At 45.0% G+C, this 12,686-nt stretch carries 13 protein-coding genes; 5 read left to right on the forward strand and 8 right to left on the reverse strand.

The window, feature by feature from the left end; all coding sequences use genetic code 11:
• Nucleotides 1–272 precede the first annotated feature (272 nt).
• The 4 genes from M886_RS16120 to M886_RS16135 all read left to right on the forward strand — a co-directional run bounded on the left by M886_RS16120 (nucleotide 273) and on the right by M886_RS16135 (nucleotide 3,499).
• Nucleotides 273–1,310 carry a deoxyhypusine synthase gene (locus M886_RS16120; protein WP_048051506.1) on the forward strand — a complete coding sequence of 346 codons (1,038 nt, stop codon included), beginning with the start codon at nucleotides 273–275 and terminating at the stop codon, nucleotides 1,308–1,310.
• A 63-nt stretch (nucleotides 1,311–1,373) separates the two neighbouring features.
• Entirely contained in the window at nucleotides 1,374–1,895 is a 522-nt protein-coding gene (locus M886_RS16125; protein WP_011032242.1) for an ArsR family transcriptional regulator, read from the forward strand.
• Nucleotides 1,895–2,683 carry a DUF7839 domain-containing protein gene (locus M886_RS16130; RefSeq protein WP_011032243.1) on the forward strand — a complete coding sequence of 263 codons (789 nt, stop codon included), beginning with the start codon at nucleotides 1,895–1,897 and terminating at the stop codon, nucleotides 2,681–2,683. The genes M886_RS16125 and M886_RS16130 overlap by 1 nt, the downstream gene beginning before the upstream one ends.
• Nucleotides 2,684–2,950: 267 nt before the next feature.
• Nucleotides 2,951–3,499, forward strand: a complete 549-nt coding sequence (locus tag M886_RS16135) for a metallophosphoesterase (RefSeq protein WP_048038042.1) — start codon at nucleotides 2,951–2,953, stop codon at nucleotides 3,497–3,499.
• A 151-nt stretch (nucleotides 3,500–3,650) separates the two neighbouring features.
• Here M886_RS16135 and M886_RS16140 read toward each other — a convergent pair whose 3' ends face one another.
• From M886_RS16140 to M886_RS16165, 6 genes are all read right to left on the reverse strand, one after another.
• The gene (locus tag M886_RS16140; RefSeq protein WP_011032245.1) at nucleotides 3,651–3,872 is read right to left on the reverse strand and encodes a hypothetical protein; all 222 of its coding nucleotides are present in this window, start codon (nucleotides 3,870–3,872) and stop codon (nucleotides 3,651–3,653) included.
• Nucleotides 3,873–4,199: 327 nt separating this feature from the next.
• A complete protein-coding gene (locus M886_RS16145) occupies nucleotides 4,200–4,769 on the reverse strand; it encodes an RPA family protein (RefSeq protein WP_011032246.1) in 570 nt (189 codons plus the stop codon).
• The gene (locus M886_RS16150) at nucleotides 4,770–6,035 is read right to left on the reverse strand and encodes a replication protein A (protein ID WP_048051507.1); all 1,266 of its coding nucleotides are present in this window, start codon (nucleotides 6,033–6,035) and stop codon (nucleotides 4,770–4,772) included. It lies immediately after the preceding gene.
• A gap of 761 nt (nucleotides 6,036–6,796) precedes the next feature.
• Entirely contained in the window at nucleotides 6,797–8,635 is a 1,839-nt protein-coding gene (locus tag M886_RS16155) for a cation:proton antiporter domain-containing protein (RefSeq protein ID WP_048051508.1), read from the reverse strand.
• A 264-nt stretch (nucleotides 8,636–8,899) separates the two neighbouring features.
• The gene (locus tag M886_RS16160; RefSeq protein ID WP_048041897.1) at nucleotides 8,900–9,520 is read right to left on the reverse strand and encodes an ABC transporter permease; all 621 of its coding nucleotides are present in this window, start codon (nucleotides 9,518–9,520) and stop codon (nucleotides 8,900–8,902) included.
• The gene (locus tag M886_RS16165) at nucleotides 9,511–10,173 is read right to left on the reverse strand and encodes an ABC transporter permease (RefSeq protein ID WP_048040376.1); all 663 of its coding nucleotides are present in this window, start codon (nucleotides 10,171–10,173) and stop codon (nucleotides 9,511–9,513) included. Before M886_RS16165 ends, M886_RS16160 begins: the two co-directional genes overlap by 10 nt.
• Before the next feature lie 74 nt (nucleotides 10,174–10,247).
• On the opposite strand from M886_RS16165, the gene M886_RS18760 reads away from it, so the two are divergent.
• Nucleotides 10,248–10,421, forward strand: a complete 174-nt coding sequence (locus M886_RS18760; RefSeq protein WP_155401200.1) for a hypothetical protein — start codon at nucleotides 10,248–10,250, stop codon at nucleotides 10,419–10,421.
• Here M886_RS18760 and M886_RS16175 read toward each other — a convergent pair.
• Entirely contained in the window at nucleotides 10,414–11,538 is a 1,125-nt protein-coding gene (locus tag M886_RS16175) for an ABC transporter ATP-binding protein (protein ID WP_048051510.1), read from the reverse strand. The two genes, M886_RS18760 and M886_RS16175, sit on opposite strands and share 8 nt — an antisense overlap.
• 24 nt (nucleotides 11,539–11,562) lie before the next feature.
• Entirely contained in the window at nucleotides 11,563–12,483 is a 921-nt protein-coding gene (locus tag M886_RS16180; protein WP_048051511.1) for a glycine betaine ABC transporter substrate-binding protein, read from the reverse strand.
• Nucleotides 12,484–12,686: the final 203 nt, after the last annotated feature.

A 12,686-nucleotide genomic window follows, 5' to 3' on the forward strand; every position in this document is an offset into this window, starting at 1 on the left:
CAGGAGTTCCCAGTAATCATTATCATTCATTATATGCATTTCATTTAACTTATGACTTTTAAACACAGAAAATAAAGCTTATCCGGGAGTAGCCGCTCTCTGTGAAAAGCCGGCAGGCAAGAGGGTCTGCATATATTGATATTTAATAAAAAATATATAATCCCTTAACGCTGTTTGCGCCTCTTACCGTATATTGCCAGGTACCTGCGGGAAGGCAGTAAGGGCTACAGGCAAAACATATCGCAATCTGTTATATTTATATGGAGAATGGTATGCATCACAATGTATTTACTAACACCCCGACAATTCCGATTGATGTAAAGGACAGGGCTGTAAGCGAATTAATGGACGGAATGCTCAGGACAGGTTTTCAGGGCAGAAAGCTTGCGGAATCTGTTCAGGCATGGAGCAACATGCTCAAAGAAAAGGACACTACCGTACTCATGGGCCTGTCCGGAGCCATGGTTCCTGCCGGCATGCGCAGGGTTATTTCTTACCTTATCCGGGAAAGAATGATCGACTGCCTTGTAAGCACAGGAGCAAACCTCTTCCATGATTCTCACGAAGCCCTCGGGAGAAAACATTATGTGGGCTCTCATCTTGCCAATGATGAAAAACTCTTTGAACACGGTGTGGACAGGATTTATGACGTCTTTGCAGTTGAAGAAGAGTTCAGGAACGCAGACAACCTGATTGCGGATTTTGCAGAGGAAATCGGGGAGATAAGCTGTTCTTCAAGAGAGTTTATGTACCTTCTTGGGAAGGAGCTCGTAAGGAGAGGAGCTGCCGAGGATTCGATAGTAGTAAGTGCATACAGGCATAACGTCCCCATATTCGTGCCCGCCCTATCGGACAGTTCCATAGGTATAGGGCTTACCATTGCAAGGAGAAGAGGGCTCAAACTCGAAATAGACCAGATAAAAGACGTTGACGAAATCACACAGATCGTTGAAAAGTCAGGGCATACGGGCGTGGTCTATGTAGGAGGAGGAGTCCCGAAGAATTTTATCCAGCAGACCGAAGTGATAGCTTCTATTCTGGGAATGGACGTTCCGGGGCATGAATATGCTATCCAGTATACCTCGGACTCTCCTCACTGGGGTGGGCTCTCAGGCTGCACTTTTGACGAAGCGGTTTCCTGGGGCAAGGTTGCAGCTCAGGCAAAAAAAGTGCAGGTTTTTGTGGACGCTACCATTGCCCTTCCTATTGTTGCCCATGCTTTGCATGAAAAGACGCGCGGAGTTAAACGCACTGCCCCTGTCTTTTCCTGGGACGGGCCCGAAGGGCTTGAGATTGCTTATAACGAATAATTACATTACAAATCTTTATTATATTTGAAACTGATAAGATAAGGCGAGAAGGAGAGGACATAAATGGGTAAACGAACTCGAATAATTAACGATCCTTCCTATTTAGTACCATTACTCAGGACTTTTGGATCCAGAACCCATAAAAAAATATTCGACGCACTTTCTAACAAATGGATGACCAGAGCGGAAATCGATGAGTTTATAGGCACAGACTCATCAAAAAGCCTTCATATTCTGAAAAAAGCCGGGCTCCTTGAAAGCCAGTGGAGAGTTCCCGAAGCAGGGCAAAAACCCTCGAAAGAATACCACAGTTCTTATTCAAAGGTCCAGGTGAACTTCCAGTGTTCTTTTGAAGACCTCAGCGACATTATTATGCTGACCTTCAAGCCTTATGAAGAGGTTAAGGACGCTATGGAGGAACTTGAAAGACTGGTAGAAGAAGGCAATACCTCGATGAGCAACCTCACCAGGACTCTTAATAGGAATCCGTTCTATATCTGTGCTGTTGCCCGCAGGTCCGAAAGGCTTTCAGTAATGGGGCAGAGATTAAAATTAATTGAAGATGTAGAGGAGAATTACGATTGATGATTAAAATCCTCCAGACCAAGAGCGGAGTCACCAAATTTCAGGTCCTCATTGAGATTGCAGCCCACCAGCCCAATGTAAGGCAGAAAGAAATTGCCGCAAAAATAGGAATAACCCCCCAGGCAGTTTCCGAATACATTAAGGAGCTTGTGAATGACGGGCTGATCGTCACCGAGGGCCGTGTCCGGTACAGGATAACGAAAGAAGGCGTAGAGTGGGTTCTTGAGAATGCAACCGAAATGAAGCAGTATGCCCGCTTTGTCATGGAGGATATAATCAGCCATGTCTCTACCTGGACAGCCATTACAAGAGAGGAGGTCAAAGAGGGCCAGCAGGTCTACCTGAAAATGGATCACGGACTCCTCTATGTAAGCAGCAGGGAAGTAACAGGCGCATCAGGCGCCATTATATCCGACGCTGCTGAAGGAGAAGATGTGGGAGTAACCAGCCTCAAGGGCCTTATAGACCTGGAAAATGCAACCATCACGATCTGCAAGGTTCCAAGGGTTGAGCGCGGAGGGTCAAGAAAAGTTGACCTCGAGCGCCTGAAGATGCTGGCAGACGCAAAACCCTATATAGCAGCAATAGGCGTTGAGTCTTTAATCGCACTCCGCAAGATAGGCATAAGCCCGAATGTAATGTTCGGGACAAACGAATCCGTTATTGAGGCTGCATATCACGGGCTTTCATCCCTTGTGGTTTCTGTGGACGAACAGGTCTCTGCTCTTCTTAACAGGCTGGAAACCGAAAACCTCGAGTATGAACTCGTTGACCTGACAGTCGAATAAGAGTCTTTTTAACGTTTTATATTTAATTTTGGGTTCCACGTATCCGGAACTCGAAACTTACTTTTTTAATGTAAATTAAATTGCAGGTTCCAGTATGAGTTACAGGTCCTGGTATAATTTCGGATTCAAGTATGGATTACAGGTCCCGGTATGATTTCGGATTCAAGTATGAATTCCGGATTTAAGCCTGGTTCCAAGGCTTCCCGAAGTTTACGCTGTACATTTTTATCTTAAAATGGTATATTTTACTTATAACGGAGGTTTTCCATGAAACTGATTATACTTTCCGATACCCATCTCAAGACAGGAGAGATCCCGGGACAGCTTCAAACCCTTCTCGAAGACTGCGACCTTATTGTCCATGCAGGGGATTTTAGCACTGTAGAAGCATACCGGGCTTTTACTGCCAGCGGCAAGCTGAAAGCCGTTTCCGGAAACGATGACAGCCCCGAACTCAGGAAGCTCCTTCCCGAAAGGATGAAATTTGAGGTTGAAGGGGTAAGGATAGGAGTGGTACACGAGGCAGGGCTCTCAGTGATGGACACGACCGCACAGGGCTACCTGGCAAAAGAAATGGAAGTCGATGTCCTGATTTTCGGGCACCTCCACCGCCCTATAATTGAAAGGAAGGATGTAATGCTTGTATGCCCGGGTTCTCCTACAAAGCCCAGGATGTCAAACCCAAGTGTTGTAGAACTCATAATCGAAAAAGGGAGCATAGAAGGAAGGATAATTACCCTGGAAGGAGACAGCTGCGGATATATAAAGTTCCGGGATGCCCTGAAAAGGCAAAAAGAAGAAGAGGGCCATAAATAAAAGTGAGAGTAAAAATGGGGGTGGAAATTTAAAACTCGAGGGGGTCTTAAATGCCAGATTCCGGGATACGGAAGGAATCTTAAATGCCGGAACTAGGCACATGCCTCGCTAGGTGAGGTCTCTGGAACTGCTTATTCAGTAAACCAAAAATTTACATAGTCTCCAGTTTGAACATTACACCGGTGCCCTGAAGGCTCAGATAAACTTTGTCCCCAAACTCGAGAATCTTTTCAACACCAACATTGCTGTTCCAGTTATATACAAAATCATAGCTGCCCTGCATGGGCTCAAAGCCCAGGGACAGCAGCCTCTGGTTGACCTCAGACGGACGGACTCCCTCGCTACTAAACCAGACCACAAGATAGGTTTTCACAGGATCATCTCATTTTATTGATTGACTGATAAATTTTAGCACAGGTTCTAATTCAAGCACACAATACTTATTTTATATCTGCTTCGTTTATTTATCAAGATTTTGCCTTTTACTTTTCTAATCCCGGAAAAAAAGAAGTAATTCCTTCAAGATATTAATTTTGGGAAACTATCTGGAAAGAAATCCGGAAAGGAATAAGAAAAACAGGTAAAAAAAATAGGCAATAAAATAAAGTTTCGTTATAAAAAGTAAAAAAATTCAGGATAAAAATTCCCTGAATTTCCCACTGTTTAATATAATTTTTATTCAGTTAAGGCTTTACTTTTTTCAGGTATTATCTTGAAGTGATTCCAGAGCTTTTTTCACCATTTCGCGGTAAATTTCAGTATCAATGGAATAGTGCTCTTTTGCAAGCCTTGCGTTGGGGTCTTCCTGTGCCTCAACAGCTCTTATCCTTTCAAGGGTCTGCTTTGCAGTATCAAGTACCCAGAGATTCCTCGTCAGCTCGTCTACCTGCTGGATAGACTCAGGGCGGATTGAGGTCAGGACATTTCCGTCGTCCGTGGTATAGGTACTGGTCTTGCCGATTACGGCAACAAAAGCCGGAAGTTCGCATTCTGCAAGGAACTGAGCGGCTTCTGGCTGGTACTGTCCTGCATAAATAAGGAAGGAACCTGTTGGGTCGGAAACCCTGCCCCTCCAGTATTCGGAGTCGGTCCCGATGTCTTCTTTTTCAATGAGTGTGCCCACAATAAAGATGCGGTTCACTTTTGCCCCTGTGGGGGTAAGGAGATATTGAGGGGCATACTGGTCGCTTTCATCCTTTGAGGTGAGGTTCGAGTCTTTCAGCTCCCGGGCAAAAACCCTGCGAGCCGCTTCTCTGAAGAAGCCTGCCATTTACTCCACCTCCGGCTGAGCAATCGGTTCAGCAAGCATCTGGTCAAGGAGCTCCCTGTCAAGGGAAGTCCGTGGAGTAATCGATTCTACAAGGATATAGCGGTCAAGCTTGTGACCGGTGATGGTATAATACCTGCCGACAAGCTCGTGTTTGAGCTTGTCCAGTACGACTCCCGGATCAAGAGCGTCTGCAGCCATTGCAATGGCGCTGTCAAGAGAGATGCCTGAAAGCTCTTCCGTAAGTTCCCTGTTGATAAGGGCGTCCTGAGTGGAAGTCCCGGAATCGAGGACCGCTTTTATCCTGAGGTCATATTCCCCTTTAACTTTACCGTGTTCTGCACATGCCCCTTTAACAAGAGCCCTTTTACATTCAGGGCAGCGTTTTATGAGCCCGGAACCGGTCTGTATATCCACCATTGCCCCGAAATAGGAAGACATGGAGGTCCTTACTTCAATATCTTCGTCGAGCTCTTCTATGGAACTTGACCTGTTAAGCTGGACCTGAGCCTTGCCGTTCCATTCGTTAACAACAACATTCTTCAGCAGGTAGCTCCTGCCCTCTTCCATATCCGGAAGCTCGGAACTTGCCCAGTTAGTAAATTTGATGACTCCGGTCTCATCCCCTATAAGCCCTGCCTGTCCTATAGATTCGTGGGAGTTCTCCCAGAGCTGGATAACTTTCCCTCTTACTGTTGCCCACTGGTTTCCTGTAAGGTCAGCAATATTTCTCAGCTCAGCTTCCCTTGCTGCTGGAGTGAAATCGCCGCCTCCAACTTCAACGGGCTCGGAGAGCTTCTCTATGGAACTGTTCTTGTTAACCTGGACCTGGAACCTGTCATTGTATTCCCCGACAACTATGCTTCTTAGAAGGTAGCTTTCCCCCTGTTCAAGAAGGGGAAGTTCGGCATTTTTCCAGATGGTAAACTTTATGATTCCTGTCTCATCCCCAAGAAGCCCGACCTGAGAAATGGATTCATGAGTGTTTTCCCACAGCTGAATAACCTTTGCTTTAAGGTTTGCCCACTGCCCGTTCTCTACAATGTCCACAATTTTGGTGAGCTGGGGTTCAGCCTGCCTGACATAAAACTCATTTTTAGGAATGGAGTATTTCTTCAAAAAGTAGTTTGTTACGCTGCGCTGCGCTTCGTTAGAAGGTACCTTGAACTTCTTAATCAGCTCGTCGAGTCTGCTTTCGATGTCCTCAACAGGAACATCGATGCCGAGTTTCATAAACCGGTCTCTAATGGATTCTGCAGTTTGTTTCATATTTCATTCTCCGCAAGCCTCATGGTTATCATAATTTTATTGTGAGGCACTCTAAATTACTGCAGCAGAGGATATAAAGTTGAGTGATGCGGGGTGAAAGTATTCGTATGATATGGAGCAAAGTCGTCCCTTAAAAATTGTAACAATGAACTGCAACCTGAAAAGACGCCTGTTCCATAGTCTCAACCCGGTTTTGAGAACTGAGTTTGCCCCATTTAAAGCAGTCCCGTCCTCTCAGAGCCTCAATTTTCCTTTTCCTGTCTCTGCTCGAAATTAGCCTCATATTCCTCAAGTATGTATTTTATTAATTATTCAGGCAACCGGATAGTCATTATGGCGGTGGAATAATTCGTCCGGTAGATCTATTTTTAGATCTTATTTATATTGCCAGTAACTATCCAGTGGCCTATCCACAAGGCACTTTCTGGTAATAAATATTTCATATTGTGATTAACATTATTAGTGGAATCAGTCGCTTAATAGAAGTTTTTTAGCAACTTTAGAATAGATTGTGCATTCATATTAATAAAGTTTGGGATGTTAGGCTCCTCCCAGGAGCTAAAAATATATTAAAATATTATATCAAATTCCATTTCCGGACCTTAAAAATTGAATGTTTTGTGTTTATCCTATAGTTTCATGTTTGTTTTACAGATTTATGCCGGATTTACAGATTTATTTTTTCACGGATTTATTTTTTCACAGATTTATTTTTGTCTTACAGTTTTTCCGGCAGAGGAGATCTCACATATTAATCGAAATTACTTATAAAGTGTGCTGGCAGTCTGCTTGGCTGCGTCTCCTTCCCCAATGATGGTTACTATATCTTCATATTCAAGTACAAGGTTTCCGTGAGCGATAATAGAATCACTCCCCCGCTGAACCATAACCAGGAGACTTTTTTCAGGGAACTGGATATCCTTGATAGCTCTTCCGACCACCCTGGGATTCGTGACCTTGACTTCCATTATGTCTCCCTCGCCCCCTACTTCGCACATGGAAAATAGATGAGGCCTTCCGATCATATTTTCAAGCATCACTGCAGTGGTCATTGAAGGGCTAATGGCGCGTATTCCCAGATTCCAGAAAGCCTGAAGGTTTTCTATCTCATTTACCCTGGCTACCAGCTGATCACCCCTGAATCCGAAACAGGTTTTGGCAATCTGGCAGAAGAGAAGGTTGGTATCATCCTTATTGGTTGTTGTAACCACATATTTGGCATGCTCTATTCCTGCCTTTTTCATGATATTTACATCTCCTGCATCGCCCTGGATTGTCCGGATCCCAAGTTCCATACATTTCTTGCAGTTGCTCTCTGAAATATCCACAACAATTACATTTTCTCCTCTTCTGTCAAAACGTTCGGCAAGGATTCTACCTACCTTTCCTCCACCAATAATAAGAATTTCCATAGGGATTACCTCCAGCATTTCTGCCACTTTTTTTGATAGGCTTCCACTCAAAAAGACCGTGATAATAACCGTAAGAAAAACAAGCCCTACAAGGCTCTGCCCACCCAGAATTCCCATAGAATCGAGTTTGATTGCAAAATAAGTCGCAACCGAAGTCGGGACAACACCCCTGGGCCCGATAAAGGACAGAAAAAGTTTCTCGTTTGTGCGGATCTGAGAGTTCCACATGGAGATGAAAACCGCCATAGGGCGGATAACAAATACGAGAAGCAATACAAGGACTATCCCGCTTACCCCTATTCTCTGGATATCTTCAAATTCAAGCATTGCCGCAAGCAGGATAAAAATAAGAGAGAGCATCACAGTGACGATATCGCCTTTGAACTCCTTGATAGTCTCCTTATAAGGGAACTCCGAAGTCCCGAGTATGATCCCAAAGATAGCTACCGCCAGAATCCCTGACTCATTACCCAGGTATTCCGAAAGGACGAAACAGGCAAATACCGCAGTCAGGGAAACCAGCCTTACAGTCTGCTTGCTGAACGCTATCTTCCGGGTGAAAAACCATCTAAGGGCAAACCCACTCAAAGACCCCAGCGCAATTCCTATCCCTAACCTGTAAAAAATAAAGATTACAGCATCAGTCCCGGAAAGTTCTGCTGCAACCCATTCGAAGACCATGGCCGCAAGGATTACACTTGCAGCATCATTCAGCACCCCCTCAAGTTCAAGAATTTTACCAAGCCTGTGGCTAATCTGGATATTTCTGACAATAGGAGTTATCACTGTAGGTCCTGTAGCAGTGACGAGGGCTCCGAATAGGGCTGCAATTTCAAGAGGGATATCTATCAGAATACTGGTCAGGGCTGTGGTCCCCAGAAAAGTCACAAGGACTCCTATTGTTGTCAGTTTGAGGACGCTTTCCTGAACCATCCTTATATGCTTCAGGTCAATATGGAGCCCTCCATCAAAAACAATCACGGATATTGAGATTGCCACGATGGCGCTCAACCCTTCGATATAGAGTGCAGGGTCGAGCAGGTTGAGGACTTCGGGCCCGGCAATAATTCCTTCGATCAGCAGAAAAATGATAAAAGGGAGCCGAAAATAGTAACTGAGTGCCCTTGCGGCAAGAGACATAACGAGCACAGCAACTACAAGTCCAAGTAAGAGTATAGGATCAAGCATGAGACTCCCTGCAAAGATGTATTACTCACTAAAAGATTAGGAAAACATCAGGGATAAATTAAACGGAAGGATATCAAAGAATATCACCAAAAAAACATAAAATATCTGATGATTATGCATATTTAATCATACGATTTTCCATAGAGGTCCGGATCCCGACTGTTGGCAGCTCCCGAAAAATTTCTTCCCGGAACTCCAGTTTAAAAGAATAATGTATAAATTTAGCCTGTTATTAAAAGATTCATAAAACATCTGGTTTTTATTTTAACCTGATTTTTTAAGATATTCCGGAGTTAAGCGTTTTTCCAGTGCTGAAAAGAAAAAGTCAAGGAAAAGGGCTATGAGTATGACAGGGAGGGTCCCTGCAAGTATTTTGCTGGTATTAAAGTTTGTAAGTCCTTCGAAAATCATGGACCCCAGGCCCCCACCACCTATAAGGGCTGTAAGGACCGCAATGCTGTTGGCAAGGATAGCTGCAAACTTTATGCCCGCAAAGATGGCTGGATAAGCATTTGGGAGCCTTACATATCTGAGAACCTGAAAATCGGTCATCCCTATGCCTTTTGCGGAGTCCAGCAGGGAAGGGTCCACGTTGAAAAGGCCTATGTATGTATTTTTGACTATGGGGAGCAATACCCTTAACATTATGGCTATAACAGCTGGAAAAAAACCAATCCCGATTAAAGGCACAACCACAGCCACGACCGCAAAGCTGGGAACTGCCTGAACAAGGTTGGAAAACCTCATTACGAGAGAAGCAAGTTTTGCATTATAGAGGGACAGGAATATCAGAGGAACGGATACAAGGGCTCCGACAAGAAGAGCCGTATAAGCAAGGAAAAGGTGCTCAAGCGTTGCCTCAAGAATTTCTGCAGTTATGACCATGTCCCGTACCTCGCTTTAAGAATTTTTTCTATTATACCTGCAATTCCGTCCAGAAGCACTGCAAGAAGCCCCACCCAGGCACCCGTAACAAGGATTGTGCCCATATCATAGAGTTGAATTCCGTTCTGAAGGGCAGCCCCAAGCCCGCCTGCAGCAATCAGACCTCCAAGGGTTACAACCCCCATTGTAAATACGACCGCAATCCTGACGCCTCCGGCAACCAGTGGCAGGGAAAGGGGAAAACGGACTTTAAAAAGGACTTCTCGGGGAGTCAGTCCCAGGGCTTCGGCAATTTCTATGTATTCCCTGGGCACGTTTGAAAGGCCTGTATAGGTATTTCTGGCAATAGGGAGAATGGAATAGAGGATAGAAGCAACTATTGTCGGTGCGGCACCTATCCCGAATATGGGAAGCAGAAGGACAAGCAGAGCCACATCAGGGACTGTTTCCACAACGTTCAGGCCGTTAAGGACCGGGCCTGCAAGTTTCTGGTTCCTGTAGGTAAGAACTCCTGTGACTACACCAATAAGGATAGAAAAAAAGAGGGCAAAGAAAAACATGTAGAGATGTTCAACTGTGCGGAGGGAGAGCATCTGAGTGTTCCAGACTCTTATTATTTCTGCAGTGAAATCATTCAGACCTTCAATAATCATACGATCACCTCAAGTGGTATATGCTCCTGTACCTCTGCACATGGTTTGGTTTTAAACCGGATCATCTCTTCAGTATGCGGGTAATTATTTTTGCTATCACTGTGGGGAAGGGCTCAGGCGGTAAGCCAGGAAATAAAGAAGTGGCGTCCAGCCCTTCCAGCCTCATAGAGAAAGTATCTCATGTTTCGGGCAGGCTGCTGTTTTTCACCTTGATCGCTACTGAAAAGGCTCGAAGTAAACTCAAATAAGATTCTGGAGAACCCGGTCCGAAAAAAGGACACCGACAGGTTCGTTATCTGCGACTACAAGCCCCATAGATTCTCCTCTGGACTTGAGCTCTGTAAGGGCTTCGAGAAGCGGAGCCCCGGAGGAGAAAAGGGGCAGGGGCTTTATGGCTTCTTTAAGTTCTCTCCCTTCAGATCTGGCTTTCAGGACATCGTTTAAACCAATCCGTCCAGAAATTTCCGGGGACGTGACAAAAGCAAGTTCAAGCCCGTTCCTCACTATAAGGTCAAGGGCAGTTTCTGCAGGCATTTCGGGGTCCAGAGTTAATTCTCTATTAATAGGCTGCATCATGTCACCGGCCTTCAGTGCATCTATATGCCTGTACTTCCTTTTTGAGTCCGCGATTTCAGCAACAAGGTCACTGGCTGGCGAAAAAATCAATTCTTCGGGGGTCCCGACCTGAACGAGCTCGGTATTATTCATAATTGCAATCCTGTCTCCAAGCCTGAAAGCTTCGTTAATATCGTGCGTGACAAAAACAATGGTTCTCCCGAGCTCTTTTTTTATCCTGAAAAACTCATCCTGAAGCTGAGTCCTGAGGAGAGGATCAAGCGCGCCGAAAGGTTCATCCATAAGAAAAAGAGGAGGGTCCATAGCCATTGCTCTCGCAAGCCCGACCCTCTGCTGCTGGCCTCCGCTCAGTTCATGAGGGTAGCGGTCCATAAAACTCTCAGGAGGAAGGGAAACAAGGCTTAGCAGTTCACCCACTCTTTTTCTGATCCTCTCTTCTTTCCAGCCCTCAAGTTTAAGGAGCAGGCCGATATTTTCCGAGATCCTGAGGTGAGGGAGTAGCCCGATATTCTGGATCACATAACCGATATTCCGCCTCAGGCGGACAGGGTCAAACTCTCTCGTATCGACCCCATTTATAAACACTGCACCGGAGTCAGGCTCTATAAGGCGGTTTATGGTCCTTATAGCCGTTGTCTTTCCCGAACCGCTCCTTCCTATAAGAATAAGGAGTTCTCCTCCCTTGATTTCCAGGTTCAGGTTTTTTACGGCAAAATGCTCCCCGTATTTTTTTGTAATATTCTCAAGTCGGACTGAATCTATCCGGTCAAAAAGTTTTGTGAATGACATGGGCAGAGCCTTAACATGCGGTGTTCAGGAAGATATCAGGCCTTCTTCTATCAGGTAATCCCTGGCAATGTCTTTTGCAGACCTGCCTTCAATGTCATATTCTCCATTAAGGCGCCTCATGGTGTCCTGGTCAATCCTGCCATTAAGCTGTGAAAGTGCCTCCATGGCTTCTGGATTATCCTCTGCAAAGGACTCGGTAACAAGAACAACGGCATCGTAAGGAGGAAGAGCGTGCTTATCGTCTTCAAGCACTTTCAGGCCGTAGAGGTCGTTTCGGGTATCCGTGGTATAAGCGCTTATAGCATCAACCTCATTGTTCTCCATAGCTTCGTACATTATGCCCGGAGCCATTGAATTGTAGTTTTTGAATGAAAATCCGTAAACGCGGGCAAGCTGCGGAAGCCCGTCTTCTCTTGTGGCAAACTCCGGGTCAGTGCCCACCGACATTTCCGAAGCATAGGGCTCAAGGTCACTTATCGTGTTTACTCCCTGGTTTTCAGCCCATTCCCTGTCAACAGCTATAGCGTAGGCATCTTCAAATCCCAGGCTTGATGCGATTACTACTCCATCGCTTTCAAGCATGCCCTTTTCTGACTCTTCATATACCACTTCAGGGTCCCACTCCTCAAGAGGCGGTTTTTTCAGGATCTGGCTGTAAATTGTCCCTGTATATTCAATATAGGACTGGATGTCTCCTTTTTTCAAAGCCTCGTAGTTTACAAGCGTGCCTCCGAGGTTCTCTTTGACCTCAGTATCATACCCCTGCTCTTCGAGCAAAAGCGAAACCATATGAGCAGTAATATAGGATTCCTGGAAAAGTTTTGTTCCTATCACAACTTTTTCTGCAGGCTGCGTATTATTCTCTCTATTTTGATTATTTTCCGCGCAGCCGCTGAAAAAAAGAGAGGCTGCAAGCAGCAGGACTATAATAAAGCGAAATTTCATTTGATTCCCCCCTCAGTATCCGACTCCCGGTCAGTATCTATTTTCCTTTAAATAAATCAGCGGATTTATTTGTAGATTTACTGTCGATGGTAGTTATAGCTTCTTATGAGCAAAAAACTTATAAAGTACTGCAAACGGAAACCGTTTAAATATATGATATACCTGTTGTAAAGGATTATATTAACCTGTTTCTGGCCCTTCCT

The sequence above is a fragment of the Methanosarcina soligelidi genome (assembly GCF_000744315.1).
GTDB classification, from domain to species: domain Archaea; phylum Halobacteriota; class Methanosarcinia; order Methanosarcinales; family Methanosarcinaceae; genus Methanosarcina; species Methanosarcina mazei.

What these genes read in the sequence shown, in the direction of transcription:
- M886_RS18760 (WP_155401200.1), top strand. Translation starts at nt 10,248, where the DNA reads ATGCGGGTAATTATTTTTGCTATCACTGTGGGGAAGGGCTCAGGCGGT.
- M886_RS16175 (WP_048051510.1), bottom strand. Translation starts at nt 11,538, where the DNA reads ATGTCATTCACAAAACTTTTTGACCGGATAGATTCAGTCCGACTTGAG.
- M886_RS16135 (WP_048038042.1), top strand. Translation starts at nt 2,951, where the DNA reads ATGAAACTGATTATACTTTCCGATACCCATCTCAAGACAGGAGAGATC.
- M886_RS16165 (WP_048040376.1), bottom strand. Translation starts at nt 10,173, where the DNA reads ATGATTATTGAAGGTCTGAATGATTTCACTGCAGAAATAATAAGAGTC.
- M886_RS16125 (WP_011032242.1), top strand. Translation starts at nt 1,374, where the DNA reads ATGGGTAAACGAACTCGAATAATTAACGATCCTTCCTATTTAGTACCA.
- M886_RS16120 (WP_048051506.1), top strand. Translation starts at nt 273, where the DNA reads ATGCATCACAATGTATTTACTAACACCCCGACAATTCCGATTGATGTA.
- M886_RS16130 (WP_011032243.1), top strand. Translation starts at nt 1,895, where the DNA reads ATGATTAAAATCCTCCAGACCAAGAGCGGAGTCACCAAATTTCAGGTC.
- M886_RS16160 (WP_048041897.1), bottom strand. Translation starts at nt 9,520, where the DNA reads ATGGTCATAACTGCAGAAATTCTTGAGGCAACGCTTGAGCACCTTTTC.
- M886_RS16150 (WP_048051507.1), bottom strand. Translation starts at nt 6,035, where the DNA reads ATGAAACAAACTGCAGAATCCATTAGAGACCGGTTTATGAAACTCGGC.
- M886_RS16180 (WP_048051511.1), bottom strand. Translation starts at nt 12,483, where the DNA reads ATGAAATTTCGCTTTATTATAGTCCTGCTGCTTGCAGCCTCTCTTTTT.
- M886_RS16155 (WP_048051508.1), bottom strand. Translation starts at nt 8,635, where the DNA reads ATGCTTGATCCTATACTCTTACTTGGACTTGTAGTTGCTGTGCTCGTT.
- M886_RS16145 (WP_011032246.1), bottom strand. Translation starts at nt 4,769, where the DNA reads ATGGCAGGCTTCTTCAGAGAAGCGGCTCGCAGGGTTTTTGCCCGGGAG.